The organism is Senimuribacter intestinalis, from assembly GCF_943192965.1.
GTDB classification, from domain to species: Bacteria; Bacillota; Clostridia; order Peptostreptococcales; family Anaerovoracaceae; genus Senimuribacter; species Senimuribacter intestinalis.
This window is the reverse complement of the sequence record NZ_CALPCF010000001.1, coordinates 187,546-213,522: the sequence shown is the minus strand read 5'-3', so window position 1 is coordinate 213,522 and position 25,977 is coordinate 187,546. Positions and strand designations below refer to the sequence as shown.

General features: G+C 44.4%; 29 protein-coding genes and 1 pseudogene. 23 read left to right on the top strand and 7 right to left on the bottom strand.

Features of this window, described 5'->3' with window-relative positions:
* From NFR88_RS01085 to NFR88_RS01070, 4 genes are all read left to right on the top strand, one after another.
* Complete coding sequence (locus tag NFR88_RS01085) at positions 1-1,488, top strand: ATP-binding cassette domain-containing protein (protein WP_251612794.1); 1,488 nt, start codon at positions 1-3, stop codon at positions 1,486-1,488.
* Positions 1,489-1,576: 88 nt separating this feature from the next.
* A complete protein-coding gene (locus NFR88_RS01080) occupies positions 1,577-1,990 on the top strand; it encodes a DUF3842 family protein (RefSeq protein ID WP_160201550.1) in 414 nt (137 codons plus the stop codon).
* A 117-nt stretch (positions 1,991-2,107) separates the two neighbouring features.
* Complete coding sequence (locus tag NFR88_RS01075; RefSeq protein ID WP_251612791.1) at positions 2,108-3,961, top strand: sigma 54-interacting transcriptional regulator; 1,854 nt, start codon at positions 2,108-2,110, stop codon at positions 3,959-3,961.
* A 14-nt stretch (positions 3,962-3,975) separates the two neighbouring features.
* Positions 3,976-4,809 carry a M55 family metallopeptidase gene (locus NFR88_RS01070; RefSeq protein WP_251612788.1) on the top strand — a complete coding sequence of 278 codons (834 nt, stop codon included), beginning with the start codon at positions 3,976-3,978 and terminating at the stop codon, positions 4,807-4,809.
* A 297-nt stretch (positions 4,810-5,106) separates the two neighbouring features.
* Here NFR88_RS01070 and alr read toward each other — a convergent pair whose 3' ends face one another.
* Together alr and NFR88_RS01060 are read right to left on the bottom strand one after the other, a co-directional pair.
* A complete protein-coding gene (gene alr, locus NFR88_RS01065) occupies positions 5,107-6,228 on the bottom strand; it encodes an alanine racemase (RefSeq protein ID WP_251612783.1) in 1,122 nt (373 codons plus the stop codon).
* A gap of 2 nt (positions 6,229-6,230) precedes the next feature.
* Positions 6,231-7,427, bottom strand: coding sequence for a M20 metallopeptidase family protein (locus NFR88_RS01060; RefSeq protein WP_251612779.1), 1,197 nt, complete (start codon positions 7,425-7,427; stop codon positions 6,231-6,233).
* A 141-nt stretch (positions 7,428-7,568) separates the two neighbouring features.
* Between NFR88_RS01060 and NFR88_RS01055 the strand changes: the two genes are divergently transcribed.
* Positions 7,569-8,519, top strand: coding sequence for a dipeptidase (locus NFR88_RS01055; protein ID WP_251612774.1), 951 nt, complete (start codon positions 7,569-7,571; stop codon positions 8,517-8,519).
* Positions 8,520-8,524: 5 nt separating this feature from the next.
* Positions 8,525-8,677: a hypothetical protein gene (locus NFR88_RS01050; protein WP_251612769.1), complete on the top strand. Its 153-nt coding sequence runs from the start codon at positions 8,525-8,527 to the stop codon at positions 8,675-8,677.
* A gap of 66 nt (positions 8,678-8,743) precedes the next feature.
* On the opposite strand, the gene NFR88_RS01045 is transcribed toward NFR88_RS01050, so the two are convergent.
* The 4 genes from NFR88_RS01045 to NFR88_RS01030 all read right to left on the bottom strand — a co-directional run bounded on the left by NFR88_RS01045 (position 8,744) and on the right by NFR88_RS01030 (position 11,418).
* Positions 8,744-9,274 carry a hypothetical protein gene (locus NFR88_RS01045; protein ID WP_251612768.1) on the bottom strand — a complete coding sequence of 177 codons (531 nt, stop codon included), beginning with the start codon at positions 9,272-9,274 and terminating at the stop codon, positions 8,744-8,746.
* A 101-nt stretch (positions 9,275-9,375) separates the two neighbouring features.
* The gene (locus tag NFR88_RS01040) at positions 9,376-9,948 is read right to left on the bottom strand and encodes a M15 family metallopeptidase (protein ID WP_251612766.1); all 573 of its coding nucleotides are present in this window, start codon (positions 9,946-9,948) and stop codon (positions 9,376-9,378) included.
* A 35-nt stretch (positions 9,949-9,983) separates the two neighbouring features.
* Positions 9,984-10,592, bottom strand: a complete 609-nt coding sequence (locus NFR88_RS01035) for a hypothetical protein (RefSeq protein ID WP_251612763.1) — start codon at positions 10,590-10,592, stop codon at positions 9,984-9,986.
* Between the two features lie 355 nt (positions 10,593-10,947).
* Positions 10,948-11,418 (bottom strand): hypothetical protein, encoded by a 471-nt coding sequence (locus NFR88_RS01030; RefSeq protein ID WP_251612761.1) that lies wholly within the window; start codon positions 11,416-11,418, stop codon positions 10,948-10,950.
* A 277-nt stretch (positions 11,419-11,695) separates the two neighbouring features.
* Here NFR88_RS01030 and NFR88_RS01025 point away from each other — a divergent pair, with 277 nt between their 5' ends.
* From NFR88_RS01025 to NFR88_RS00950, 16 genes and pseudogenes are all read left to right on the top strand, one after another.
* On the top strand, positions 11,696-12,415 hold the full coding sequence (locus NFR88_RS01025) for a nucleoside recognition domain-containing protein (protein WP_251612760.1): 720 nt from the start codon (positions 11,696-11,698) through the stop codon (positions 12,413-12,415).
* Positions 12,416-12,427: 12 nt separating this feature from the next.
* Positions 12,428-12,961 carry a spore maturation protein gene (locus NFR88_RS01020; RefSeq protein WP_251612758.1) on the top strand — a complete coding sequence of 178 codons (534 nt, stop codon included), beginning with the start codon at positions 12,428-12,430 and terminating at the stop codon, positions 12,959-12,961.
* Positions 12,962-12,978: 17 nt separating this feature from the next.
* On the top strand, positions 12,979-13,899 hold the full coding sequence (locus NFR88_RS01015; protein WP_251612756.1) for a S66 peptidase family protein: 921 nt from the start codon (positions 12,979-12,981) through the stop codon (positions 13,897-13,899).
* 20 nt (positions 13,900-13,919) lie between these two features.
* Positions 13,920-15,200, top strand: a complete 1,281-nt coding sequence (gene lysA, locus NFR88_RS01010; protein WP_251612753.1) for a diaminopimelate decarboxylase — start codon at positions 13,920-13,922, stop codon at positions 15,198-15,200.
* A 186-nt stretch (positions 15,201-15,386) separates the two neighbouring features.
* Entirely contained in the window at positions 15,387-15,785 is a 399-nt protein-coding gene (locus NFR88_RS01005) for a hypothetical protein (RefSeq protein WP_251612750.1), read from the top strand.
* Positions 15,782-16,609 carry a diaminopimelate epimerase gene (dapF, locus tag NFR88_RS01000; protein WP_251612748.1) on the top strand — a complete coding sequence of 276 codons (828 nt, stop codon included), beginning with the start codon at positions 15,782-15,784 and terminating at the stop codon, positions 16,607-16,609. The genes NFR88_RS01005 and dapF overlap by 4 nt, the downstream gene beginning before the upstream one ends.
* Positions 16,606-16,851 (top strand): hypothetical protein, encoded by a 246-nt coding sequence (locus tag NFR88_RS00995; protein ID WP_251612747.1) that lies wholly within the window; start codon positions 16,606-16,608, stop codon positions 16,849-16,851. Before dapF ends, NFR88_RS00995 begins: the two co-directional genes overlap by 4 nt.
* Before the next feature lie 36 nt (positions 16,852-16,887).
* Complete coding sequence (locus NFR88_RS00990) at positions 16,888-17,028, top strand: hypothetical protein (protein ID WP_251612744.1); 141 nt, start codon at positions 16,888-16,890, stop codon at positions 17,026-17,028.
* A 12-nt stretch (positions 17,029-17,040) separates the two neighbouring features.
* Positions 17,041-17,298, top strand: a complete 258-nt coding sequence (locus tag NFR88_RS00985) for a hypothetical protein (RefSeq protein WP_251612742.1) — start codon at positions 17,041-17,043, stop codon at positions 17,296-17,298.
* A gap of 89 nt (positions 17,299-17,387) precedes the next feature.
* Positions 17,388-18,131: pseudogene (locus tag NFR88_RS00980) on the top strand (sigma-E processing peptidase SpoIIGA); the annotation flags it as partial.
* An 85-nt stretch (positions 18,132-18,216) separates the two neighbouring features.
* Positions 18,217-18,924 (top strand): RNA polymerase sporulation sigma factor SigE, encoded by a 708-nt coding sequence (gene sigE, locus NFR88_RS00975; RefSeq protein ID WP_160201570.1) that lies wholly within the window; start codon positions 18,217-18,219, stop codon positions 18,922-18,924.
* A 63-nt stretch (positions 18,925-18,987) separates the two neighbouring features.
* A complete protein-coding gene (gene sigG, locus NFR88_RS00970; RefSeq protein WP_465250570.1) occupies positions 18,988-19,872 on the top strand; it encodes an RNA polymerase sporulation sigma factor SigG in 885 nt (294 codons plus the stop codon).
* A 590-nt stretch (positions 19,873-20,462) separates the two neighbouring features.
* The gene (locus tag NFR88_RS00965) at positions 20,463-21,749 is read left to right on the top strand and encodes an esterase/lipase family protein (RefSeq protein WP_160201571.1); all 1,287 of its coding nucleotides are present in this window, start codon (positions 20,463-20,465) and stop codon (positions 21,747-21,749) included.
* Positions 21,750-21,900: 151 nt separating this feature from the next.
* Positions 21,901-23,091 (top strand): bifunctional phosphopantothenoylcysteine decarboxylase/phosphopantothenate--cysteine ligase CoaBC, encoded by a 1,191-nt coding sequence (coaBC, locus tag NFR88_RS00960; protein ID WP_160201572.1) that lies wholly within the window; start codon positions 21,901-21,903, stop codon positions 23,089-23,091.
* Between the two features lie 125 nt (positions 23,092-23,216).
* Positions 23,217-24,056, top strand: coding sequence for a putative manganese transporter (locus NFR88_RS00955; protein WP_251612740.1), 840 nt, complete (start codon positions 23,217-23,219; stop codon positions 24,054-24,056).
* Positions 24,057-24,064: 8 nt separating this feature from the next.
* Positions 24,065-24,514 (top strand): Fur family transcriptional regulator, encoded by a 450-nt coding sequence (locus tag NFR88_RS00950; protein WP_307726226.1) that lies wholly within the window; start codon positions 24,065-24,067, stop codon positions 24,512-24,514.
* A 147-nt stretch (positions 24,515-24,661) separates the two neighbouring features.
* Here the strand turns inward: NFR88_RS00950 and NFR88_RS00945 are convergent, their stop codons facing one another.
* Positions 24,662-25,090, bottom strand: a complete 429-nt coding sequence (locus NFR88_RS00945) for a helix-turn-helix domain-containing protein (protein WP_161908288.1) — start codon at positions 25,088-25,090, stop codon at positions 24,662-24,664.
* A gap of 190 nt (positions 25,091-25,280) precedes the next feature.
* Between NFR88_RS00945 and NFR88_RS00940 the strand changes: the two genes are divergently transcribed.
* A complete protein-coding gene (locus NFR88_RS00940) occupies positions 25,281-25,973 on the top strand; it encodes an iron-sulfur cluster assembly scaffold protein (protein ID WP_160201575.1) in 693 nt (230 codons plus the stop codon).
* Positions 25,974-25,977: the final 4 nt, after the last annotated feature.

Sequence of the window (25,977 nt, the reverse complement as noted above, 5' to 3'; positions counted from 1 at the left end):
ATGGACAGTATTTTAAAAATAGAGAACTTCAAATTGTCCTTTCACGGTGCAGGCGGGAAAGTGGAGGCGGTAAAGGGGATTGATTTTGAAATTTTTCCCGGAGAAAAGGTGGCTCTGGTTGGTGAGTCGGGCTGCGGCAAAACGGCAACCTGTCGTGCAGTTATGATGCTGCATAGCCGTCATGCAGAAGTGGACAGCGGACATATTTATCTTTGCGGGCGAGATGTGACGCATATGACCGAAGCAGAATTGACAGATGTGCGCGGCCGCAGCGCCGCTATGGTCTTTCAAGATCCTATGTCTTCTCTGGATCCGGTGTTTTCCGTGGGCAGTCAGATTATGGAGCCGATTTTACGTCATGAGAAAATCAGCAAAAGCGAAGCGAAGGCGAGGGCGATTTCCCTGCTGAGGCGGGTGGGAATTGAGGATGCAGAAGTGCGTTTTCATCAGTATCCCCATCATTTTTCCGGCGGGATGCGTCAGCGAGTTGCTATTGCCATTGCCCTTGCTTGTAATCCGAAGCTGCTCATCTGTGATGAGCCGACGACGGCGCTGGATATAGATACCCAGGGGCAGATCATCAAGCTGCTGCGAGAAGTTAGCAGTGAGGCAGGCTGCAGCATACTTTTTGTGACCCATGATTTGGGACTGGCAAAGGAGATGGCGGATCGAATTATCGTCATGAAGGACGGTGTCATTGTGGAGAACTCTAAGACTGGGGCGATTTTTGAAAATCCGCAGCATGGGTATACGAAGCAGCTTCTGCACTATGCGCAGTATGGAAAGAGCGGCAGTCACTTTCATGGAAGAGTTAGAGAAGAAGCGTCTTTTGCGGCGGTGGATTCAGAGCCGCTAGTGAAAATTTGCGGACTTTCTCAATATTTTTCCCTTGGAAAAAAACGTGTACACAAGGTCTTTGAAGATTTTTCTCTTACCATTGAAAAAGGGGAAATCGTCGGCATTGTAGGACCTTCCGGCTGCGGAAAATCGACTCTTGCAAGATGTCTTGCGGGGATTCAAAAGCCGTCAGCCGGTACGATTACTTTTGCGCCGGATTGTAAAAAACAAATGATTTTTCAAGATAGTGCGTCGGCTTTTAATCCGCGTATGAGTCTTTTTCAGATTATTGCAGAGCCGCTGCAGATTTCCAGCAGAAAAAAGGAAGGGAAAGCGCTGGGCAGGGCGGAAGTGAAAGAGCAGGTAAAGGAGATGATGGAACTGGTTGGACTTTCTCCGGAACTTGCAGAAAGGCATCCCTACCATGTTTCCGGTGGACAGAGGCAGCGTGCGGCTATCGCAAGGGCACTGATTACAGATCCGGATTTTCTCATCGCAGACGAACCTATTACCTCTCTTGACGTTTCTCTGCAGGCACAGATTATTCATCTGCTCAAAGAGTTGTGCGAAAAGCGAAATCTGACGATGCTGATTATCGCCCACGATCTTCCTATGGTGGAACATATCAGCGATAGGATTGTAGCCCTATAAAAGATAAAAAATATTATAAACGTATATCGTTGCTTTTCCTCCAAGATGTGGTAGAATAGTACTGATAAAAGGCATTGAGGGAGGAACCATGCGTTTTCTAGTAATAGACGGACAAGGCGGCAGATTGGGAAAGCTGCTTGTAGAAGGAATCAGAAGAGAGTTTTCACGGGCGGAGATTATGGCGGTGGGAACCAACGCTGTTGCGACGGCTACTATGCTAAAGGCTGGGGCTGATGAGGCTGCAACAGGAGAAAACCCGGTCATAGTAGCAAGTCAGCGGGCGGATATTATTGCTGGACCTATCGGTATTGTCATTGCAGATTCGCTTCTTGGAGAAGTGACACCTGATATGGCAGTTGCCGTAGGGCAAAGTCATGCAGCTAAGGTGCTGGTTCCGATGAACAGGTGTGATAATCTGGTGGCAGGCGTAAGTATGCTGCCGGTCGGAGAGCTTGTAGAGGACGCCATTATTAAAATAAAAGAAGCAGCTGACAATATGTAACAATCTGACAGGGTGTCGATAGAATACGTTATCGGCTACCCTGTTTTTTGGTAAGACAGTTTTGGCTTGATTCTTGCATAAGAATAGAGCGGGGATTAAAGAAGGAAGGGAAAAAACATGCACAGAAGTAATGTGAAAGAGGCTATCGAGCTTCTGATGAACAGTATGAATCAGGGCATTATTTTTGTTGACAGCGAAGGAAAAATACAGCTTTGCAATCGCAAGGCCAAAGAGACAACGGGGATTATCATTAATGCAAAGACAGGACATGATGCGGGGCAGATTTGTGAAGGTGATATTGTCGTTATTGCGGACAACAAGCTGGGTGATGACGATGGTCTGATGGGCAGAGAAGAATTGACGCTTCTCAATATCAATGATGCCGGTATCCATAGAGGAGACATGCTGGTAGCGGTCGGTGTTTACAAAAATAAGAAGATTGAACCGCAGTACAAATATATCAGAGAACACTCCCTGAATGTCCCTATGAAACTGGACGTGAATTATTGGGGATTTCATATTCAGGCCATTATTGACACAGGAAAAAAAGAAACGCTGATTTCTGTCAATGACATGGTTCACAGACTGAGATATTCTAATTCCGTTGGAAACGTTGTAATTATTGACGGGATTACCGGTAATATTAAATTTTTTCAGGCAAAAGGGTATAGTGTCAGACAGGAAGATTTAGGCTATTTGCTACGCGGTGCAACCTATCAGGCAAAGAGCGTAGAGGACACGGATGTGGATGTGACAGGTCAGCGATTTTGGGATTTGTTTCAGCAGTCACCTTTGACAGAGAAACTGCAGCTTGTACTGGAGGGTACGGAGGAAAAGGTTTATAATCAGCTTTATGAAATCAATAAAAGACCTTTTAACTGCAGCATTGTAAAGTGGACCGATGAAGATGAGGCTGGCGCTGATGGAGCCTTTTTGCTGCTATCGGATGCTTCACATCTGGAGAGACTTTTGAGCGAACGTAATCAGATTATTCAGCGAATTGAAGAACAAAATACGATAGGGGGGATACAAAACCTTGACTATCCAGAAGACGCTTTTTCTGGCTTTGCAGGCAAGAGCAACAAGGCGCGGGAAGTCAAATATATGGCGTGGAAAGCGGCTAAAAGCAGATTTAATGTGATTATTACCGGAGAAAGTGGGACCGGTAAATCCAAATTGGCGAGGGAAATTCATTCTATCGGCATGCCCGGCGCACCTTTTGTGGAAGTAAACTGTAATGCTATTGCACCGACTTTATTTGAAAGTGAACTGTTCGGATATGTGGGGGGTGCTTTTACTGGTGCAAAAAATGAAGGAAAGACAGGATTCTTTGAGGCAGCCAACGGCGGCACGATTTTTCTAGACGAAATAGGTGAAATTCCGCTGGATATTCAAGTGAAACTGCTTCATGTACTGCAGAACAAAACCATTTACAGAGTCGGCTCTTCCAAGCCGATTAAAGTGGATGTGCGTGTGATTGCAGCGACTAATAGAAATTTGGAAGAAGAAGTTTCGCTGGGCAGATTCCGTCAGGATTTGTTCTATCGTATCAACGTATTTCCTATCGAAATCCCGTCTCTTAGGGAAAGGAAAGCGGACCTTTATCTTTTGATTAATCAGATTCTGGAGAAGGTCTGCGATACTTATGGACTGGAACAAAAACAGTTTTCTGGTGAAGCTTTACAGAAGTTGATTTCCTACAACTGGCCAGGTAACGTGCGTGAACTGGAAAACGCAATTGAGCGTGCGATTACCCTGTGTGAGTCCAACATTATCTATTCGGAGCATCTGCAAATCGGAAAGGGAAATATTCCTGTGACTATGAAGGAGATGCTGGCAAAGGAAGAAGCCCGCATTTTAGAAATGGCTTTGATTAAATACAATGGGGATAAACAGGCGGCGATGGAGGAACTTGATATGTCCAGAACGGTTTTCTATGACAAGCTAAAAAAGTATAACATAAAATATTAACGGAGGAATTAAGTATGAGGATTTTTATTTCAGCGGATTTGGAAGGCATTAACGGAATCGTTGCACCGGAAGATGTTGAAGAGGTGGGGGCAGGTTATCAGCAGGCAAGAATTTTTATGACGGAGGAAGTAAACGCAGTTGTAGACGGTGCTTTCGCAGGGGGTGCTACAGAAGTGGTAGTCTGCGATTCTCATAATATTTCTCAGAATATCAAAGTGGAAATGCTGGATGAAAGGGCGCAGATTACCAGAGGGGACACCCGCAGAAATTCTATGGTTCACGGCCTTGATGAGTCATTTGACGGATTGATTTTGGTAGGTTATCATGCTAAATTCGGCACACAGAATGCAATTTTGGATCATACCTTTAATCCGGCAACTATCAGAGATTTAAAGGTCTCCGGCATGAGTGTAGGCGAGCTTGGCATGAATTCTTACTTTGCAGCAGAAAAGGGTGTGCCCCTTCTCATGGTGACAGGTGATCAGGCACTGGAAGCAGAGGCGAAGACTTTTGACCCTGAAGTGGAGACTGTAGTCGTAAAATATGCAGAGGGCAGATTTTGTGCAAGATGTCTGCCGAGAACCCAGACTCAGAAAATGCTGAGAGACACTGCGGAAAAAGCTGTCAGAGCTGCTAAGAGCAGAAAGCCGGTTGCTGTACCTGAAAAGCCGGAAATGGAAGTGACCTTTCAGCAGGTGAATTTGGCTGATGGGGCAATGCGCGTACCTGGCACTAAGAGAATTGATTCTATGACAGTGGGAATCAGCGCAGAAAACATGGATGAACTGATGGCATTGCGCCAGATTGTTTTCGGTGCAGGCAGTGATTTCTATAACTCTTTGTTCTAAGTGATGCAGGGAGCGCTGCGCTTGCAAGATCGATTTGCTACTGTGTATGCATAAATTTAGTAAAATCCCTTAAAATATGCACGTTTATCTTTGCAGGTGTGCATATTTTGAGGGATTTTCAGTGAAATATGCAGATTGAGACGATAAAAGGCAGTCAACTCGAAAGATAAAATCGAATTGACTGCCTTTTTCTGCATATATTTAGTCTTTTTTTGAGAAATATGCACAGCACTGTGCATATATTTGGCAGTTTCATCTAAAATATGCACGTGCGCCAACACCTGTAAGCAACAGGGGTTATTTACCAATATAAACCCTTGGCGGTCTTGCGGTCAGTCTTGCAATGATGTCATTTTTGTTGGTGCCGGACAGGGATGCTGCTTCTGCGATAGTCATGGAGCCGTCTTTTCCATCTCCGTAGATGATGGCTTCCATACCGCAGCAGACATCAGGCACATCGGTGACATCCGCCATGCACTGATCCATGCAGATAACGCCGACGATAGGCGCCCGGGTACCGTTTATAATGACATAGCCTTTATCCCGGAGGTTTCTCGGATAGCCATCGGCGTAGCCGAATGGCAGGGTTGCGATGATGCTGTCACGCTCCGCCTTCCAGAGATAATCGTAGCTGAGACCTTCACCTGCGGGAATTTCATGGAGCTGAGAAATTGCTGTTTTAAAGGTTAGAATTTGCTCTACGTTGATATCCGCGTATTGAGCGCCTTTCATACCGTAAAGCAGAGCGCCCGGACGCACCAGATTCATGCGATACTGCGGATAGTCCACGCAGGCGATACTGTCTGCAATGTGCTTGTAGCGGAACTTGCAGCCTATGGCTTCTAGTTTTTTGATAAAGTCGGTGAACTGCTGGTACTGCTCCTCGTCTTCAGAAAGGCCGGCGAGAGCCAGGTGGCTGAAAATCCCTTGTACTGCAAGATGAGGCACTTTGAAAATGTCGGCGATTTCTGCTGCGAATTCATCGGAAGGACATTTTCCAAGACGGTGAAAACCGGTGTCCACCTTGATATGAATGCAGGCGGTTTTGTCAAGAGAACCTGCCAGTTGTCCAAGCTTCTCAGCCTGTTCGATGGACCAGATGGTCTGAATGATATCTTTTTCTACAACCCAGTGGAGCAGCCTGTCAGGGGTATAGCCCATGATGAGCACTGGGTAGTCGGGATATGCTTCTTTTAACTCCAAAGCCTCGGTCAGTGTGGCAACCGCCAAGGCAGAAGCACCGCATTCCATCAAAGTCTGTGCGATGGCGCAGGCGCCGTGACCGTAGCCGTTGGCTTTGATGACTGGCATGATGTCGACGTCAGCACCGACCATCTCCTTGATTTTAGCCATATTACCCGCCAGTTTATTTAAATCGACGACAATTTGTGTGTCGCGAAGGATTTCTGTATTTGTCATGTTTATGCTTCCTCCTCTAAAATTTTCAGTGCGCCGGCGATTTGCACCAGCATGCCTGTGCGAATACATTCCTCATCCGGGTGAAACAGCTCGCTATGAATCGGGTGAGCGAAGTCTTCTCCAGGTTTTCTGATACCGATATTATAGTAAAGTCCGCGGCTTTCATGACAGAAAAAAGCAAAATCGTCAGCACCCAGGCTAGGCTTTACAGTCAATTTTACCTTGTCTTCTCCCAGCATTTCCTTGGCCGTTGTCATCACGCTGTCGAAGAGCTGCGGGTCGTTTTCCAGCGTTGGATAGCTGCCGGAAAAGCTGATTTCGCAGCTTGCACCGTAGGATGCAGCGATTCCCTCGCAAAGTTCTTTGAGGTAGGTTCGCAGCTTATCCATGTTTTTCATATCTAGGGCGCGCATGGTGCCGGAGAAAACAGCTTCGCCAGAGACGATGTTTTCTTTGGTGCCGCTGTTGAATTTTCCTACGGTAATCAGCACCGATTCAGCTGGGTCGATTCGTCTTGTAATGATGGACTGCAGGCTGGATACCATGGTGCAGGCAGGAAGCAGGGCGTCAATGCCATCGTTAGGGTGTGCACCGTGGCAGGATTTTCCCTTTACTGTAACGAAAAATTCGCTGCACGCGGCGTTCATGGAGCCAGGAATAAATTCTACGCTGCCAGCATCGGTGCCGGAGTCTACATGAAGTCCCAAAACTGCGGAAATAGCTGGTTCATTCAGGCAGCCTGCTTCTATCATCTGGCGAGCACCGCCGATGGTTTCTTCAGAAGGCTGGAACAGAAGTCTAACAGATCCGGGTAAATCTTCCTTCATATCGTTTAAAACTTTTGCTGTGCCAAGAAGGATTGCGGTGTGAATATCGTGGCCGCAGGCGTGCATAATATTAGGATTATTCGATTTAAATGGGATTTCAACCTTTTCTGTAATGGGAAGCGCATCGATATCGGCACGCAGTGCCACACCCTTGGTTTTGTTCTTGCCGTAGATAACGGCGGAGACACCGCAGCCTGCAATATCCTTTTCGTAAGGAATCCCCATTTTATCTAGCTGCTCGCAGATAAAACGGCTGGTTTCGTATTCCTGCTCGCTGAGTTCGGGATACATATGCAGATGACGGCGCAGTGAAACAGCTTCGTCATAGACTGAATTTACTTTGTTTTTGATTTCTTCACTTGTATATTTCATGGAACCCTCCGTAATCAGTTTTCTTTTCTGATTACTATTCTTATGCAAGTCTTGTGCCGATACAATTCTTATGATATAAAAAGGTGGCACAATTTTTGCTTTTAGTATATGATAGATGTATAATAAATGGAGGAAGACAAAATGAAAATAGTAGATATGCATTGCGACACACTTCTTGAAGCATGGAGAAAGCCGGAACTTGATTTTTATAATGCTGATCTTTCCATCAACGTGGAATTGTTAAAGGAAAATGACAGTTTAGCGCAGTTCTTTGCGATGTACATATCCAGAAGCGAGATGAAAACGATGGATCCTTATGATATCATCAAGGGGATGTACGCTCGGTATCAGCAGGTTATGGAAGCAAACAAGGCACACATCAGACCGGTTTACACTGTGGAAGACATTATGAAAAACAAGGAAGAGGGTATTTTATCTTCTTTGTTGACCATCGAAGACGGTGTATTCTTGGATGGAAAAATGGAAAGACTTCACGAAGTTTACGATATGGGAGTAAGACTTTTGACTGTTCTGTGGAACTTTGAAAATTCTGTTGGTTTTCCAAGCAGCGACAATCAGGAAGAACACCTGCGCGGTCTGAAACCGTTTGGTATTGAAGTAGTAGAGGAAATGAACCGTCTTGGCATGGTAATCGACGTATCTCATCTGTCCGAAGGTGGTTTCTACGATGTTGCAAAATACAGCAAGAAGCCGTTTGTTGCTTCTCACTCCTGTGCTAGAGCCCTTTGCAGCCACAGACGTAACCTGACTGATGATCAGCTGAAAACTCTGGGTAATGCAGGCGGCGTTGTCGGTGTAAACTTTAATGGACCGTTTTTAAAAGATGACGAAGAAGCACCGAAAATCGACTGGATTGTGGAGCACCTGTTGTACATGAGAGATAAAGCTGGTATTGAAGCTATCGGATTCGGCTCCGACTTTGATGGAATTGATGATAACGGTGAACTGGTGAACTATGCTGGCTTTGGTAAATTAATCGGCGCTATGGAAAAGCATTTCACAGATGATGAAATTGACTTGATCAGCGGCGGTAACGCTCTGCGTGTTTTGAAGGATGTAATCGGGAGGTAATTTCGATGATTAAAATTATAATTGGTCTTGTTATCATTGTACTGTCTTTTGGTTATGTGATGAAAAATCACGACAAGAGTATGCTGCAGAACCTGCTGGAAAAAAAGAACGCCAAGGCGAAAGCCGCGACGGAGCAGGAAGAATATAAGCAAAATTGAAAGATAAAAGAAGTCACCAGAAAAAATCTCTGGTGACTTCTTTTATCTTTTGATCTCATATGAATTTTAAAAGTCGGACAGATTGGCGCTTCCTGGAACAATCCATTGATCAGGGTCTGAGCAATTTTGAGGATCAGTGCAATAAGTAGCCCACTTTATTCTACTAATGCTAGTGCCAGAAAAAGGTGTAACATAGGTGTTCGATGCCAAGTAATTAGTATAAGTGAAGTGCTTTTCTTTCTTGCTAGTCATAAGTTTCTTTGTACCTGTGGGCAGTGTTTCAAGAATAGTACCTTGTGAGCGCTTTATATATCCAGTTGATGAACCCCAAGTCACTTTATAATAGTCACCTGAAGTTCCCAGGTATTCCACGTATACATATTTACTGAGAACGCCACCAAATCCGTTGGATTTCCATTGGGATGTGCCATTAGCGTCTTTGTAAACAGGAACACACCCTTTTGTGTTACTACCGGACATAGTGACGTATTTTGTCGCAGCAAATGTGTTCTCGGTGGTAAAAATGAAAGCACTGGATAGCAGTAGACATGCAACTAAAGTAATAACGAGAGATTTAGATTTTTTGCAAGTATTCATAATAAACTCCTTTCTAAACGAGATACAACTTTTTAATATTTTATATTATAAACCCAAATAAGTCAATAATAATAATATATTTTTTTTATTATTAGAACTAGTTATAATTTTATGATAGAGTCCGAATAAGGTTTTGGCAAACAGTTTCTGTCGTAGAAATGCCACCATTCTCCGCTGTAGGGGGTAAAACCCGCCTGCACCATGATATCGCGTAAATATACCGCGTTTTTAAGAGCCTCGCCGGACGTCTTTGGACAGTCCAAGCGGGCTTTTTCTGTAAAGTCGTCGAAGCCGCTTGGCATGAGGATGTCATGACCATCCATGTCTGTTAAAGTCACATCGACGCACTGCCCGTTCATGTGAGAGTTTTTAAACTCTGTGATTGTTTCCATGTCAGGCGGATAAGCGACGAAGTCATTGTCAGGGAACAAATCCCAGAATCGCTGCTGGGCGCTGGTGGGACGAAACGCATCCCAGACCTTCATGCGATAGCCGTCCTTTTTCACCAGGTTTTTTGCGGCGATGAGTCTTTTTGCGGTATCGATATCGATGTAGCATTCGGGAGAATCGTAGACGACGCTTCCCGTAAAATTATCTGCTGTGGCATAGACCAGATCAATGATAAATTCCGGATCCGCGTCCAAAAGCCTGATTAAATTTCCATATTGTTTCATTCTATCTTGTAAATCTCTTTCTTAAGTCTGTTTCTTTAGTGATTTTGCAGCAGCACGATGCACACGGTCAATGGAGTGGCACAGTTCATAAATACGAAAACCGCGACAAAGCCGTAAGCAATTGTGACAAAATTCCACTTTTTTTCATAGCCGGGCAGAACACGGAAGCGTTTGATGACACGCATGTCCGGCATGTCTTTCAGCATCTTGTAAAACTTGTTAATCTGCACCGCCTCGATGACGCCGTCTCTAAAGAAAGGCAGGAAGAACAGCGGTTTTTTCTCTTCAAAATTGCTGCCGTCCTCTGCGTAAAAGCTGACGCCTTTGGTATCGAATACAGCGACCTTTGCTTCGGAAAGGTTCAGACTGCGGCTTTTTTTGAGCAGGCTGTTATGGTAGGTGAGTTCTTTTTCGTCATAGGTGCTGTAGCAGTACTTATGACCGCGAAACAGAGCGAAAATCAGCGCGAAGACGGCAAGGTACATGAGCAGCGTCAAGGGAATATTGGTCGCCTGATAATAACCGTCAACCTTGAAAATGATGATTTCCGCCATAATAAAAAAGCGAAGCAGCGCGTACAAAAAGCATACGCCAAAGAAAACCTGCTTTGCGATATTGGTATAGTGATACTGAATTTTGTACATAATGGGTGTTCCTTTCTTCTGCCCTTTTCCGGCGCTGCGAGGCGGTCTTGCGTGACAGCCTGTGCAGAAAAAGTCGGTGTGCTATTTCTCCGGGAAAAAGCATATAGTTCTATACTATGATAATAGTAGCAAAAATCATGCCTAAAAAGTGACAGCTATTTTCGTATGATTGCTGTGGATTATGGCAGCGATGCGTTAATAGTAATCCGTATTTATGGATTATTAGTCCTAAAATACGGACAAAAATATAGGAATTTGTAAAAAAATGTAAGAAAAAAGACCTGACAGCCATATGCGAAATAACTTTTTTCGCGTAGATGTGGCTATCAGATCTGTGGTAAACATTCGCAGCAGATTACAGCATGGACTTCATCTGGAAGAGTCCCTGTTTCAGATTGGAAAACTGTTTATAGGTGATGGCTACCGGATAGTAAATGAACTGTTGATTGCCGCTGGCGGTAAATATGACCTTCGCGCCGGAAAGAGAAGAGGTCTGTGGGTTTTCAATGAAACCTTCACTGTTCCAAAGATCAACAGACTTTAAGTCAGCAAGTGAAAACTGCGGCGTTCTGAGACCGTTTCCGTCCACGGCGGCGAATATGACCTGCCCGTTTTGAACATCGATACCTGCCGCGGCAACTCCCTTCAGAATCAGAAGACTGATCAGGGCGAAGCAGGCTGCGAAAACAAGCAGAATAATCCATAGCTTTGAGCCGCCGCCCGTCAGCTTGAACAGACTGAAGGCAAAAGCGAGAATACTGCAAAAAATAAGCAGACAGGAGGTGATAAGACCTCTCTTGTTGATGACTGAAAAATGTCCTTGCATGAAAATATCTCCTTTAGGTTTAGTTTATGTGAAAAGAATTTTTCTAACATAATATGCAAGCAAAAATTGTGCCTGAATGAGAGAAATGCAGAGAGAAGAAAGTATATGCTTTGGCATGAATATTGCTCTATACATTTTTGCCAAGCGATTTAAGGCTTGTCTCCAGGATGGTCAAGGGCTGCAGACTGTATGATGAATTTTGGAGACAAAGGATTAAATCAGCAATTATTTAAAATCGTGTGGCACTTATACGTTTTTTGAAGGAGGATATTTAATTATGATGAATTACATTTGGGTGGCATTCGTTGTCATCGCGGTTATCGCCGGCGGCGTAACCGGTAACATTGAAGCAGTACTGAACAATGTCTTCGATTTTGCAGATACCGCTGTTGGTATTGCATTAGATTTGATTGGCATTATGGCGTTCTTCTGCGGTCTGATGAAGGTAATGGAGCGAGCTGGTCTTTGCGAAAAGCTGGGTAAAGCAATCGCGCCGGTGATGCGGCTTCTGTTTCCTGACGTACCGGCTGACCACCCTGCTAACTCTGCAATGGCTCTGTACTTCGCTGCTAATATCTTAGGTATCGGTAACGCTGCTACTCCGTTTGGTCTGAAAGCGATGGCTGAACTGCAGACATTAAACCCTACTAGGGGCATTGCTACTAATGCACAGTGCATGCTGATGGCAATTTCTACAACCTCTATTACGTTGATTCCGGTAATCGCTATGAGTCTTCGCGCTGCAGTACAGACAGAAGGCGCTGCAGAAATCATCGCGCCGGTTATCATCGCGACTACAATTTCCACTATTACTGGTATTACCTTCACGCTGCTATTCCAGAGAGTAAAGAGATGGAAGTGGGAAAATGTAATCGAAAAGGAAATGGCAGCAGGCACTCTGGAAATCAACGAAGAGTACATCGGCGACAATCCGATTGTTCTGCCGGAAGATTATGTTTCTGCTAGCGCTAAAAACGGCGGAAGAGTTGCGTTTTAAGGAGGTAAGAAGATGACAGCAGTATTAGAAGCAATATCTATTTGGGCGATTCCGGTTGTAATTGCACTGGTTTCACTTTATGCGATTTGTAAAAAGGTTCCTGTATATTCTGTATTTACAGAAGGAGCAAAAGAAGGTTTTTCTACAGCGATTATGATTATTCCGTACCTGGTTGCGATGCTCTGCGCTATCGGTATGTTCAGAGCCTCCGGCGCGATGGACTATCTGTGCGATCTGCTTGCTCCGGTAACAAACTTAATCGGTTTACCATCTGAAGTTCTGCCGATGGGTATTATGAGATCCTTCTCCGGCGGCGGTGCAGAAGGTATGATGGCAGACCTGTTAGCGCAGTACGGTACTCAGTCCCAGATTGGTAGAATTGCCTCTGTTGCACTGGGTTCTACTGAAACCACTTTCTATGTAGTAGCTGTATACTTCGGTTCTGTAGGAATCAGTAACACCAGACACTCCATCGCAGCAGGTCTTTTAGGCGACCTGGCCTCCCTGATTGCAGCGACTCTGATTGTTAACATCATGTGGTTCTAATAGAGGGTGAAATACAAATGCGTTACCCAAAAAAAATAAAAAAAGGTGATACAGTAGGTCTGATTTGCAGCAGTTCCGCAATTGGAACTGATAGAGTTGAAGAGTGTAAAAAGGCAGTAGAAGACCTTGGTTTTCGGGTAAAACTGGCAGATAATTTGGATCAGAATTACGGCGGATATATGGCAGGCAGCGGAAAGACTCGTGGCGAATGGGTCAATAAGATGTTCGCAGATCCCGAAGTGAACGGCATTTTCTGTATTCGCGGAGGCGATGGCGGAAGCCGTGCTATGGAGTACATAGATTTTGATCTGATAAAAGCGAATCCAAAAGTTTTCGTAGGCTACAGCGATGTGACCAGTTTACACCTTGCGCTGAATCAGCAGTGTGACTTGGTTACGTTCCATGGACCTATGGTATCTTCCAATATGGTAGATAGTTTTGATGAGGAAACAAAAGCGTCATTTTTTGCAGCGCTGGAGGCAGAAGATATATATGAGTTCTGCAATCCAAAGGGCTGTGAAATAGACGTCATGAAAACAGGTAAGGCATCCGGCAGATTGATTGGAGGGAATCTCTCCCTCCTTTCTGCCGCCATTGGAACGCCTTATGAACCGGACACGAAGGGTAAGATTTTATTCATCGAAGAGGTTTGTGAGCCTGTAACAAAGATTGAGAAATGGACGTACCATTTAAAGAATGCCGGAAAGCTGGCAGACTGTGCGGGGATTATTCTGGGACAATTTACGAAAATTGTCAATGAAGAATGCCCAGCCTATGATGTCTATAAGTGTTTGGAAGAAATCTTTGAGGACCTTGATATTCCTGTAATGTACAATGTAGAGTCAGGACATGGAAAGCCGATGATGACACTTCCGATGGGTGCACTTTGCACCATGGACACAGAAAAGAAGAGTATAGTTTTTAAGGTAGAAAGATAGCAGAATTGAGAGGCAAGATAATGGTGAGAGAAATAAAAGAGCATACATTATACATTGATGGATGCAGCACTGTAGAGCTTGCGCAGAAGTATGACACACCATTGTATGTCTACTCTGAGCGCGATATTGTAAACAGATTTAGCGAACTGCGCAGAGATTTCGTGGAGAAATATCCAGGAACAAGAGTTGCCTATGCGGCAAAGGCTTTTTTCCCTCTGGCAATGGCTAAACTGGTAAAAGACGAAAATATGTGTGTAGACGTGGTATCCGGCGGTGAGCTGTATACCGCAATAAAAGCGGGTTTTCCTGCTGAACGCATTGAATTTAATGGAAATAATAAGCTGCGCAGCGAGCTTGAACTTGCTGTCGAGTATGGAATTGGAAGAATTATTGTAGACGGACTTTCTGAACTTGCAATGATTGAAGAAATCTGTAAGGAGAAGGATAAGACAATCAAAATACTCTTCCGAGTAACTCCTGGCGTGAAAAGCAGCAGTCATGACTATATTGTCACCGGAAAGAAGGATTCCAAATTCGGAATTCCTCTCGATGACGATGTGATTATGCCGCAGATAAAAGCCGCAATCGATTCTCCATATGTAGAGTTTTATGGACTGCATTTCCATGTGGGTTCTCAGCTTTTAGATAATGATTCCCATTTGCAGGCGCTGGAAATCATCTTAGAACTGGCTGGAAAAATTAAAGATACCTATGGAGAAACAGTAAAGGAACTCAATCTGGGCGGTGGATTTGGCGTGACTTATGTAGATGAGAAACGACCGCCGTACAGTTATTTCCTTGACCCAATGATGGAAAGAATTGATCAGTGGTTTACAGAAAAAGATCTGCCTAAACCGCTGGTAGTCATCGAACCGGGCAGAAGCATTGTTGCTGAAGCCGGAGTTAGTCTTTATACCATCGGAAGCATTAAGGATATTAGAGACATCAGAAAGTATGTTTCTGTTGACGGCGGTATGACTGACAATATCAGACCGGCGCTTTATCAGGCGGAATATACCGGCGTTATCGCAAACAAGGCAGACGCTGAAAAAACTGAAACTGTAACAGTTTGCGGAAAATGCTGCGAATCCGGTGATATTCTGATTCATGACTTAAAGGTTCCGACTCCGGAAACAGGAGACATCTTTGCCATTTATTCCACAGGCGCATATGGATACTCTATGGCAAGCAATTACAATAAGAACCCGATTCCTGCAGTGGTGTTCGTCCGCGACGGACAGTCCCGCATTGTAGTGAAACGTCAGTCTTATGATGATATGCTGATGAACGAACAGCTTTAATGTAAATGTAAAACACAGGGCAACCGTAACGAAACAATCCTTTCTTTGCGGTTGCCTTTCCTATTTTGCTATTTAGGAGATTGAACTTCTTTGAAGAAATGATAGAAAACTTTCAATGTAGTGAAGCAACAGTTTTTCTTGCAACTCTAAGGAAACATATGCTATACTGCAATCAAGGAGAAACGTATGAGTAATTTTAAACGTGACACGGCAAGTATGTATGACATTCCGCAGCGTTTTGCCGATACAACTTTTACGATCTGTCCATTTTGTAAGGAAAAAAATCCGAAGTGGCTGACTCGTGATGAGTGGAAACTTTTGGATAGAGAATACTATTTTAAGTGTCCGGCTTGCGGCAGCGTGATGAAGGCAGCGCAGTCAGATGTGACAGGCTTGTCCTTTACTACAGCAACTATGGCAGGACAGTTTAAAAAGTTTAAAGGAAAGGAAAACCGGACGGTTTATATCAAGGTTGAACAGATTGGAATTTCTGTAAGGAGTGATGAAAACCGCAGACTTGAAGGCGCAGAGATTCCTCTCGCGGAGCTTAAAGATTTGGCAATGAAAGAGGAGGCAGCAGAATGAAATTTACGAAAATGCAGGGTGCAGGCAACGACTTTATCATCATTGATAACAGAACTTTGAATCTGCCTGTGGAAACCCTTTGCGATATAGCGAGAACTCTTTGCCCGCGGGCAATGGCGGTGGGAGCCGATGGCCTGATGGCGGTGGTAGAGCCTAAAGCAGGTGGCGACTTTGGCATGGTTTTTATCAATGCTGACGGATCTGTCGGCGAAATGTGTGGAAACGGAGCAAGGTGCATCTGTAAATACGGCTATGAAAAGGGGATTGCAGGAGAGTCTATGACTGTGGAAACCACAGCAGGACCGGTGTACGGAAAGAGACTTTCTGCTGTGGATTATCAGATTCGCTTAAACGATGTGACGAAGATGTCTCTTGATGTAAATTTGAATGCCCTAGGCAAGGTTTGGAATGCAGCCTATGTGGAGCTTGGAAATCCGGGACTCCCTCATCTGGTGGTGGAGTATCCGGGTCTTGCAAAGACGGAACCTGCGGCGATTTGGGAACTTGGAAAAGCTCTGCGGGAGCATCCGGATTTGCCCAAGGGTGCTAATGTGAATTTTTATGAAATCACAGAGAATGGAGCGATTTTTGAACGTACCTTTGAACGAGGCGTAGAAGATTTTACTTATGCCTGCGGAACAGGAACCGGCTCTGTAGTGACCGTTTTATCGGAGAAGGGTCTGGTTTCCGGCGACCACACGGCGGTAGAAATGCCAGGGGGCATTCTTTACGTAGATGTAATCAGAGAGGACGGCAAGGTAAAAGACCTTTACTTAAGCGGTCCGGCGGTCATTGTTTATGAGGGAGAAAGGGCGGAACTATGAGCAACAAGGAAACGCAAGAGTACATTAAACAGTTAAAGAAGAAAAATCGCTGGAAATCGGCAAAGGAGTACTCTGATAAGGAAGTCGCAGAGTATGTAGAGCGCCGCAAACATGACTACCGTTCCAGAGAGGAAATCGAGGACGATGAGCGCCGGGAAAAGGCCAAAGGGAAGCTGATTTTGGTGCTGTTTGCTGCTGGAGTGCTTCTATTACTGGCGTTTTCTTTAAAGGAGATTATGTAGCTGTTGGCAGAATCAGACCTAAGGGAGGTATAGGGGATGAAGTATTCAAAGAGATGGAAAATCGGAAAGATGATACTTGCATTCTTTGCGCTTATTATGGTGGCGGAGATTCTATATGGCATTGCGACTGGTTTTGGGGAATTTATCAATTTTTGTAAAGAATTTATTGGCGTGTAAGCGGGAGGAATTATGCGGGAATACATACAAAATGCATTTAGGAAGATGGACAAGGATGCTTTTTTCAAAGCTTCTGTCAGAAAGGGTACAGAAGAATATCTGGCGCAGAAAGCACGCGAGAGTACTATGACAGAAGAGGAACGCAGGCAGGAAGCTGAGCGCGAAATGAAACGTTGCCGCAGGGGAAAATGCATGGTGGCAGTTTATCTTATTCTGGTTTTTGCAGCGGGCATTTCGCTGGTTGTGTTAGGTGCGCGGGGGATTATATAAGAATATTTTTCTCTGACGACTGATTTTGACAAATTTTACACGCCTTTTTCGCTATACTTGATAAGTACCGGCGAAGGAGGCGTTTTTTATTGGTCGTTTATGGGGAATATCTTTTTTTAGAGAACTTTATAACAGGTGGGATTATACTGTACTTTACTGCAAAGGCGGCAGGAGAGCCTTTTAGAATTCTGCGGGGAATTTTGTGCAGTCTGTGCTGCGGGGCGTACGCCTTTACTATGTTTATAACAGTATCGCCCCTGCTTGGATTTCTTGGGAAAATGGGATTTGTGCTACTGATTTCACTGCTTGCTTTTGGGAAAAAGTCTATGAAAAGGGTGCTGCTGTTGGGGGCGCTTTTTTTCACAGTGACAATCCTTTACGGCGGGGTAGCTATTGCCTTTCTTGGTATGTTTTCCTGGGAAGGGGCGGTTTCCACAGGAGGCGTATATATGCCGGCTGCAACCTATATGACGATAACGGCGGCAGCATCCTTTGGGGCGCTTTTCATTAGGCTGGTAATAAGTCTTGTAAAGGTGCGAAGAAAGCAGATGAGGACGGAAGTTACGGTAATTTTGCAGCTGGGAGAGGTTAGCTGGGAATTGACGGGATTTATTGATTCGGGGAATTTTCTTTCCGAGCCGTTTACAGGAAAGCCGGTAGCTGTGGTGCGCAGGGAGGTCATGGAAAAACTGCTGCAGACCATGGAAATGCCGCAAGCGAGGTATACCGCTGTGCCGTACCACACCGTAGGAACAGAAAAAGGAGTGCTGGACGGCTATAGAATTGATGCCTTGACAGTGCTTTCGCAGACTGTAAAAAAACCGGTTCTGGCAGTTTGCGAGGGAAAAGAATTTTTATCAGGGGGAAAAGGAAACGGACAGATACTATTGCCGGAAAGTATGCTGGAAAGGGGTATTTATGCAGATTTTAAGGACGATCAGGGAGTTTTTGCAGAGAGTGTTTCGAACTTCGGGACGCGGGTGTTTTTACATAGGGGGAAGCGATGTGCTGCCACCGCCTCTTGCCAGAGACGAGGAACAGAAAATGCTGCAGGAGTATGCCAAGGGGAGCCAGGAGGCGAGGGCGGTACTTATCGAGCGGAATCTGCGTCTGGTGGTGTATATCGCCAAGAAATTTGAAAATGCGGGGATAAATGTCGAAGATTTAATTTCGATTGGGACGATAGGATTAATCAAAGCTGTCAATACTTTTAAAATAGATAAGAACATAAAGCTAGCCACCTATGCGTCTCGCTGCATTGAAAATGAAATTCTCATGTATTTGCGCAGGGATGTGAAACGAAAGAGCGAGGTATCTCTTGACGAACCTCTCAATGTGGATTGGGATGGCAATGAACTGCTGCTTTCTGATATTCTGGGAACGGAAAATGATATCGTCAGCACCAGACTGGAAGAAGAAGTGAACAGGAATCTTTTGTATCATGCGATGACAAAGTTAAATGAGCGGGAGAAGCAGATTATGGATATGCGCTTCGGTCTGAAAAACGGTAAAGAGATGACCCAAAAGGAAGTAGCTGACGCCATGGGGATTTCTCAAAGTTATATTTCCAGGCTGGAAAAGAAAATTATTGAGCGGCTGCAGAAAGAGGTGCAGAAACTGGGATAAATTGCTGGGCATTTTTTACACCTGCCAGTGCAAGCTATGAATAGGAAATACATACTTTAATTGATGAAACAGCTGCGTTTTTGCATTTTCGGCAAATCAGTATTAGCGGCAGATATGTGTGCGGCAGGGATTTTTTCAATTGAAGTGGAAATCTTGATAGAACAGGCTGGTGGAATCATGGCGAATAAGGTTGAAATATGCGGTGTCAATACGGCAAAGCTTCCGGTGTACAAGGACGCCGAAATGCAGGAAATGCTTCGTGCAATCAAAGCGGGAGATGAACAGGTCAGAGAAAAATTTATTACGGGAAATTTAAGGCTGGTTCTAAGCGTTATTCAGCGCTTTAACAACCGCGGTGAAAATCCCGATGATTTGTTTCAGGTAGGTTGTATCGGGCTGATTAAAGCGCTGGATAATTTTGATTTGAGTCACGGTGTGAAGTTCTCCACATATGCTGTACCGATGATTATCGGCGAAGTACGCAGATATTTGCGCGACAACAACAGCATCAGGGTTTCCCGTTCTTTGCGGGATATTGCCTACAAGGCGCTGCAGGCGAAGGAGCGGCTTTCTAATGAGCTTTCCAGAGAGCCATCTATTACAGAGATTGCTGAGGATATTGAGGTGGAACGGGAAGATGTAGTGCTGGCTCTGGATTCCATTCAGGAACCGGTCTCTCTCTTTGAGCCGGTATTCCACGATGATGGGGACGCAATTTTTGTAATGGATCAGGTGCAGGATACGAAAAATACCGATGAACGCTGGATTGAAAACATTTCCTTGTCGGAAGCTATGAATAAACTCTCTCAGAGAGAGCGGCACATTTTACAAATGCGTTTTTTTGAAGGAAAGACTCAGATGGAGGTAGCAGAGGAAATCTCCATCAGTCAGGCACAGGTATCCCGCCTTGAAAAGAATGCATTGAAGTATATGAGAAAGTATGTTTAAAGTTAAGATTATATTTATACTTTTAGATGTTTATCGGCAAGCAGCAGCATATGCTGAGTAAATCGAACTAAAATCGTTCTGCACCATTTTTCTTGAAAATACCCTGAAAGGTGCATTTTTCAAGAGAAAAAATCGACATCCGCACCATATATGACGAAATGAGGTCTCATGGTGCGGATTTTTTTATTTAAGCATTGAAACAAGTGAAATTTCTGGAATTAAATGGAATATTATGGAATATGTATGTTGGTTTATGGATATAAATCCCTAAAATGGGGTGAAAATTTAAGAATTTATTCTGCGATATAGTTTCTGGCGCACCATTGTCTTTCATGGAGCGTCATATGGTGCAGCATAGAGACTGCAGAAATGCAAAAACGCACCATTGACTTATATTTATCCTAAAATGGTGCGGATTTGGATAATACATAGAAAAATCATGGCGAAAACAATTTATTTCTTTATTATAACAAAAAACTATAATATAATGAAATAGAAATAACTCCAATCATATAAAGAATGCTGCTTTGTACGAAAGTATAGATGTGATAGTAGCAATGACATTTTAACAAAGAAAGAGGACTTCGGTTATGGAAAAATTATATTACATTATTATATTTTTGCCGATACTGGCTGCTATCTGGTTTATAATAGTGCCTCTTGGCGTGCCGAGGCGAGGCAAGAGCGAGTTTGAGAGTCGAATCATCAGACAGATGTATTGCGGAACGGTGCAGCTGCGCGTGTTCTTATGGACTTCTGCAGCGTGTTGCCTCATTGGATTCAGCTGGATTTTGACCGCCTGGCCCGGCTGGTGGACAGTAATACCGATAGGTCTGATTTGCGCAGGGATAGAGACTCTTTTGTTCTGGTGCGGCATGATACGGATTTATCTAACATCTACGCAGCTGGGCATGAAATGGAGGCTGGTTGCCGCCTTTACCGGATTAATTCCGGTGGTAAATCTGCTGGTTTTGTTGAAACTAATTAACCTTGTACAGCGAGAGGTGGAAACAGAAACAGAGAAAGCTGAGCTGAACCGAGTGAGGGCAGAGAGCGAAGTTTGTCATACAAAATATCCGCTGCTTTTGGTGCATGGCGTGTTTTTCAGGGACTTTAAATATCTGAACTACTGGGGCAGGATTCCGAGAGAACTGCAAAGAAATGGTGCGAAAATTTTTTATGGAAAACAGCAGTCGGCGGATTCAGTAGCGGACTGCGGAGAAGAGATTGCGGCAAGAATTGAAGAAATCTGCCAGAAGACTGGAGCAGAAAAGGTTAATATCATAGGACATTCAAAAGGCGGTTTGGACAGCAGATATGCGCTTGCGATGTGCGGAGCGGCGCCGCGAATTGCATCATTGACTACTATCAATACGCCGCATTGCGGCTGTAAATTCGCAGAGTGGCTGTTTTATCATGTGCCGGAAAAGGTTAGGGGAAAAATTGCAAAGACCTATAACCAGACAGTCAAATATCTGGGCGATCCGAACCCGGATTTTCTAGCGGCTGTTATTGACTTGACAGAAAGTGGCTGCAAGGCTCTTAATGAGAAGATGCGTGAACCGGAGCAAGCGGCAGTGCAGGAGTATGGAATTTACTGCCAAAGTGTGGCATCGAAAATGAACAGAGCCGGATACGGAAAGTTTCCATTGAACTTGACCTACCGCTTTGTGAAACTTTTTGATGGAGCCAATGACGGACTGGTATCGGTTGAATCCATGAAATGGGGAAGCCGGTGCATTGAAATTCAGGCGGAGGGCAAACGCGGCGTATCCCATGGCGATGTGATTGATTTGAATAGAGAAAATATTCCCGGCTTTGATGTGCGAGAATTTTATGTGGAATTAGTGAAGGATTTGAAGGCGAAAGGATTGTAAGAACGAATTGCCCATTCTGACTGGGCGTAATGGGACTGCAGTAACGAATAATTGACAAATCATCGACAATCGGAGGTTCTTTCTTCTTGTTTTTTCTGAGGGTATGGCGTATACTGATAAGGAAAACTACGAGTATCTTAAGGAGAAAACTATGCTAAAAGATAAAACCGTTCTCTTAGGTGTCAGCGGCGGCATCGCAGCGTATAAGTGCGCAGCGCTTGCCAGCAGTTTGGTAAAGGCAGGGGCAGAGGTGCATGTGATTATGACTGCACATGCGTGCAATTTCATCAATCCTATCACCTTTGAGACGCTGACAGGAAATAAATGCGTTGTGGATACATTCGATAGAAATTTTCAGCACAATGTAGAACATGTGGCACTGGCAAAGAAGGCTGACGTGTTTCTGGTGGCGCCGGCAACTGCTAACGTGATGGCGAAGTTAGCGCACGGTCTTGCAGACGATATGCTGACTACCACTTTTTTGGCGTCAACCTGCCCGAAGATTGTAGCACCGGCGATGAATACGGCGATGTACGAGAATGCAATCACACAGGACAATATAAAGATTTTGCAGCATTATGGCATTGAAGTGATTACACCTGCCACTGGTTACCTGGCCTGCGGTGATACGGGCAGCGGAAAAATGCCAGAGCCTGAGGTGCTGTTTCAGTATGTTGAGAAGGCTGTTGCAAGAGAAAAGGACATGGTCGGAAAGAAAGTACTGGTAACGGCAGGGGCTACCAGAGAGTCCATGGATCCAGTTCGGTTTATCACCAATCATTCCAGCGGAAAGATGGGCTTTGCTATTGCAAAGGAATGTATGCTCAGAGGTGCAGAGGTGACTTTGGTAAAGGCAGCGACTACAGCGGTGCTGCCTATGTTTATAGATACAGTTTCTGTAGAAAGCGCAGCAGATATGTTTGAAGCGGTGATTTCGCGAAGTGCAGAGATGGATATCATCATTAAAGCTGCTGCGGTCAGTGACTATACCCCGCTCAATGTCAGTGATCAGAAGGTAAAGAAAAAGGATGGCGATTTGTCTATTCCGATGAAAAGGACGCAGGACATTTTGAAGTACCTTGGTGAACATAAGAAGGATGGACAGTTTCTCTGCGGTTTTTCTATGGAAACAGAGAATATGCTGGAAAATTCTAAGGCAAAGCTGCTTCGCAAGAATGCAGATATGATTGTGGCAAACAACCTGAAGGATGACGGTGCAGGATTTGGCACTGATACCAATCTGGTGACACTGATTACAAAAGATGAAGTGCGGCAGCTGGAACTGATGGGAAAAGACCAGGTAGCAAAGGCTGTGGTAGATACTATATTGGGACAATTGTAATGATAAATGCGGCACACCCATGATTGCCATGGTGTGTGCTGTTTTTATGCCTTGACTTTGGGCATTGTGGGATGCTATAATATAAAACGCAAATGAATTGCAAATTTGATTGGAAAGGGGAGCATATGACAGAAGTTTTACTAGATGCGCTGATGGATAGTTTGCGGTTGATACCGTTTCTTTTTTTGACTTATCTTGTCATGGGAATTTTGGAACGAGCAACTGGCAGCCACGCCAGAGGCATGATTCAGAGAGCCGGAAAGTTCGGACCTGTCTGGGGAAGCCTTCTGGGAGCATTTCCGCAATGCGGCTTTTCTACCGCAGCCTCGTATTTCTATATGAATAGAGTGCTGACTTTTGGCACGCTGATTGCGATTTATATGTCAACCTCGGACGAAATGCTGCCGATTTTGATTTCGCAAAAAGTGCCGGGAACTGTTATTGTAAAGATTCTGCTGACCAAGGTTATCATTGCCATGATTAGTGGTTTTTTAGCAGAGATATTGTTTGGATTTATGGCGCGAAGAAATAAGGTTTCTTCTGAGTTCGAACTGCCTGCGGAGCCATGTCATTGCGGCACAGGCGTGCTGGCTGATGCAGTGCTGCATACTGTAAAAGTTTTCTTTTTCCTTTTCTTGATTTCTGTCGCAATTGGAGGCGCCATTGAGCTAGTCGGAGAGGGGAATCTATACAGGATTTTTTCCAATGTGCCAGTACTTGGGCAGGCGGTTTCCGCCCTTGTGGGGCTGATTCCAAACTGTGCGGCGTCAGTGGTGATTACACAGCTTTATCTGGATGGAATCATCGGTGCAGGTCCGATGTTCAGCGGACTTTTAGTAAGCGCAGGCATGGGACTTTTAGTGCTCTTTAAAGAAAATAGACATTTACACGAAAATATGACTATTGCAGCGGTGCTTTACATCTTTAGTGTAGTCTGGGGTATCATAATTGAATTTTGCCTATAGGGAGGATAATGATGACTAGGCGAAGCGGATTAGAATATAAGACAGGGGGCAGAGCTGGGATTTTGTCCTATCTGAAAGAGTCGGGGCAAAGGCCCGTCAGTGTCAGTGAAATTCATGCCCATATGCAGTCGGAAAATCATCCGGTTAACGTAACGACTATTTATCGTTATCTGGAAAAATTAGAAGCTGACGGAAATTTAATCAAATATATGCCTCAGGCGAATGGCGAGAGTACAAAGGCGACCTATCAATATGTAGAACGGACTCACAAATGCGATGAGCATTTACATCTGAAGTGTGTGGCATGTGGTGTTGTTGAGCATCTGGACTGTCACTTTATGGAAGAGATTGCGAGCCATGTTGCAAAGGATCACGGATTTCAGTTGCAGTGTAAAAATTCTGTGATTTACGGCTTTTGTGCAGGATGCCGCAGAGAAAAAGCGGTCATAGAAAAGTAAATAGGACTAAAGTTTGATTGACTTCTACAGATTAGATATGATAAATTCTGATTGTGGACAAACGATCCATATAGTATTATGTTATAGGTTGGAATATAGCCTGTGCACATTGCACAGGCTATATTCTTTGTGTTTGCAGGCGTTCTTTTATAAAGCGGTGCGATAGGATGGGACTTCGCCTATATCTTCTTCCAGAATAAGCTGTTTGGATCTGGTAATCAGTTTTCTTTTTCCTTCAGGAGATAACTGATTATACAACTCCAGCAGATTGCGCTGCTGTTTGCTGCAACGGTCTGCGAAAATCACATCATTGACAAGTTTCTGTGAGTCCAGCTGTAAAATTGTATCTACACTGATATGATAAAAATCCGACAGAAGAAGCAGAACATCTGCGGTAGGAAGCCGTTCGCCGTTTTCCAGTAAGGCATAAGTACATCTTGACATGTCCAGAGCTTTCGCAAGTCCAGTCTGCGTATAGCCGAAAAGGCGGCGTAAGTATCCGATATTTGCTGCGATTTGTGCTTGTGTTTTTGCGTCCATAATGATTTGTTCTTCCTCCAGATAAAATGTTTTCATATAAATAGAGTCCTAAAGGGCAGCAAAAAGTTTCAACTTTTTTACATTAAGTCATCATAACAGAAAAATTTCTTTGTGATTTAGGGGGATTGACCTTCATCATCGTCGAAGATACAGTTAAAACCAGTTGAATAAATGCGCTGCCGATGATATACTAAAAGAAGTAACGAAACTTAAGTGGAGGTAGAAGATGATTTATACAAAAGAAGTCGAGAATATGTGTATCGTTGGAAGAGATGCAAATCACGGACCAGCGCCTATTCCCGAAGAAGGCAGATGGGTGCAGGCAAAAGAAATTGCAGATATCTCAGGATTGACACATGGTGTCGGCTGGTGTGCGCCGCAACAGGGTGCATGCAAATTAACCCTCAACGTTAAGGACGGCATAATCCAGGAAGCTCTGATTGAGACGCTGGGATGTTCCGGCATGACTCATTCTGCAGCCATGGCAGGAGAAATTCTGGTCGGAAAAACAATCTTAGAGGCATTAAACACAGACCTTGTCTGTGACGCAATAAATACGGCGATGAGAGAACTGTTTTTACAGATTGTATATGGAAGAAGTCAGTCTGCTTTTTCAGAAGGCGGACTTGCTGTCGGTGCAGGACTTGAAGACCTGGGTAAAGGCACCAGAAGCCAGGTTGGCACTATTTATTCCACTGCGGCAAAGGGTCCTAGATATCTGGAGCTGGCAGAAGGATACATTTTAGAGGAAGGTCTTGATGAGGATAACAATATCATCGGCTATAAGTATGTAAACATCGGTCGTATGATGGACTTTATCAAAAGTGGTGTGGATCCAATGGAAGCTATTGAGAAAGCCAGCGGGGTTTACGGCAGATTTAACGAAGCTGTCAAGAAGATTGATCCGCGTAAGGAATAGGAGG

Coding starts and splice junctions, on each gene's coding strand:
- NFR88_RS00985 (WP_251612742.1), top strand. CDS start 17,041: ATGCGGGAATACATACAAAATGCATTTAGGAAGATGGACAAGGATGCT.
- sigG (WP_465250570.1), top strand. CDS start 18,988: ATGAAACAGCTGCGTTTTTGCATTTTCGGCAAATCAGTATTAGCGGCA.
- NFR88_RS01050 (WP_251612769.1), top strand. CDS start 8,525: ATGATTAAAATTATAATTGGTCTTGTTATCATTGTACTGTCTTTTGGT.
- NFR88_RS01055 (WP_251612774.1), top strand. CDS start 7,569: ATGAAAATAGTAGATATGCATTGCGACACACTTCTTGAAGCATGGAGA.
- NFR88_RS01015 (WP_251612756.1), top strand. CDS start 12,979: ATGCGTTACCCAAAAAAAATAAAAAAAGGTGATACAGTAGGTCTGATT.
- NFR88_RS01025 (WP_251612760.1), top strand. CDS start 11,696: ATGATGAATTACATTTGGGTGGCATTCGTTGTCATCGCGGTTATCGCC.
- NFR88_RS01040 (WP_251612766.1), bottom strand. CDS start 9,948: ATGAAACAATATGGAAATTTAATCAGGCTTTTGGACGCGGATCCGGAA.
- NFR88_RS01020 (WP_251612758.1), top strand. CDS start 12,428: ATGACAGCAGTATTAGAAGCAATATCTATTTGGGCGATTCCGGTTGTA.
- NFR88_RS00945 (WP_161908288.1), bottom strand. CDS start 25,090: ATGAAAACATTTTATCTGGAGGAAGAACAAATCATTATGGACGCAAAA.
- NFR88_RS01080 (WP_160201550.1), top strand. CDS start 1,577: ATGCGTTTTCTAGTAATAGACGGACAAGGCGGCAGATTGGGAAAGCTG.
- NFR88_RS01045 (WP_251612768.1), bottom strand. CDS start 9,274: ATGAATACTTGCAAAAAATCTAAATCTCTCGTTATTACTTTAGTTGCA.
- alr (WP_251612783.1), bottom strand. CDS start 6,228: ATGACAAATACAGAAATCCTTCGCGACACACAAATTGTCGTCGATTTA.
- NFR88_RS01060 (WP_251612779.1), bottom strand. CDS start 7,427: ATGAAATATACAAGTGAAGAAATCAAAAACAAAGTAAATTCAGTCTAT.
- NFR88_RS00955 (WP_251612740.1), top strand. CDS start 23,217: ATGACAGAAGTTTTACTAGATGCGCTGATGGATAGTTTGCGGTTGATA.
- NFR88_RS00965 (WP_160201571.1), top strand. CDS start 20,463: ATGGAAAAATTATATTACATTATTATATTTTTGCCGATACTGGCTGCT.
- NFR88_RS00995 (WP_251612747.1), top strand. CDS start 16,606: ATGAGCAACAAGGAAACGCAAGAGTACATTAAACAGTTAAAGAAGAAA.
- NFR88_RS01030 (WP_251612761.1), bottom strand. CDS start 11,418: ATGCAAGGACATTTTTCAGTCATCAACAAGAGAGGTCTTATCACCTCC.
- NFR88_RS01070 (WP_251612788.1), top strand. CDS start 3,976: ATGAGGATTTTTATTTCAGCGGATTTGGAAGGCATTAACGGAATCGTT.
- NFR88_RS00990 (WP_251612744.1), top strand. CDS start 16,888: ATGAAGTATTCAAAGAGATGGAAAATCGGAAAGATGATACTTGCATTC.
- coaBC (WP_160201572.1), top strand. CDS start 21,901: ATGCTAAAAGATAAAACCGTTCTCTTAGGTGTCAGCGGCGGCATCGCA.
- sigE (WP_160201570.1), top strand. CDS start 18,217: ATGCAGATTTTAAGGACGATCAGGGAGTTTTTGCAGAGAGTGTTTCGA.
- NFR88_RS01005 (WP_251612750.1), top strand. CDS start 15,387: ATGAGTAATTTTAAACGTGACACGGCAAGTATGTATGACATTCCGCAG.
- lysA (WP_251612753.1), top strand. CDS start 13,920: ATGGTGAGAGAAATAAAAGAGCATACATTATACATTGATGGATGCAGC.
- NFR88_RS00950 (WP_307726226.1), top strand. CDS start 24,065: ATGATGACTAGGCGAAGCGGATTAGAATATAAGACAGGGGGCAGAGCT.
- NFR88_RS01075 (WP_251612791.1), top strand. CDS start 2,108: ATGCACAGAAGTAATGTGAAAGAGGCTATCGAGCTTCTGATGAACAGT.
- dapF (WP_251612748.1), top strand. CDS start 15,782: ATGAAATTTACGAAAATGCAGGGTGCAGGCAACGACTTTATCATCATT.
- NFR88_RS00940 (WP_160201575.1), top strand. CDS start 25,281: ATGATTTATACAAAAGAAGTCGAGAATATGTGTATCGTTGGAAGAGAT.
- NFR88_RS01035 (WP_251612763.1), bottom strand. CDS start 10,592: ATGTACAAAATTCAGTATCACTATACCAATATCGCAAAGCAGGTTTTC.
- NFR88_RS01085 (WP_251612794.1), top strand. CDS start 1: ATGGACAGTATTTTAAAAATAGAGAACTTCAAATTGTCCTTTCACGGT.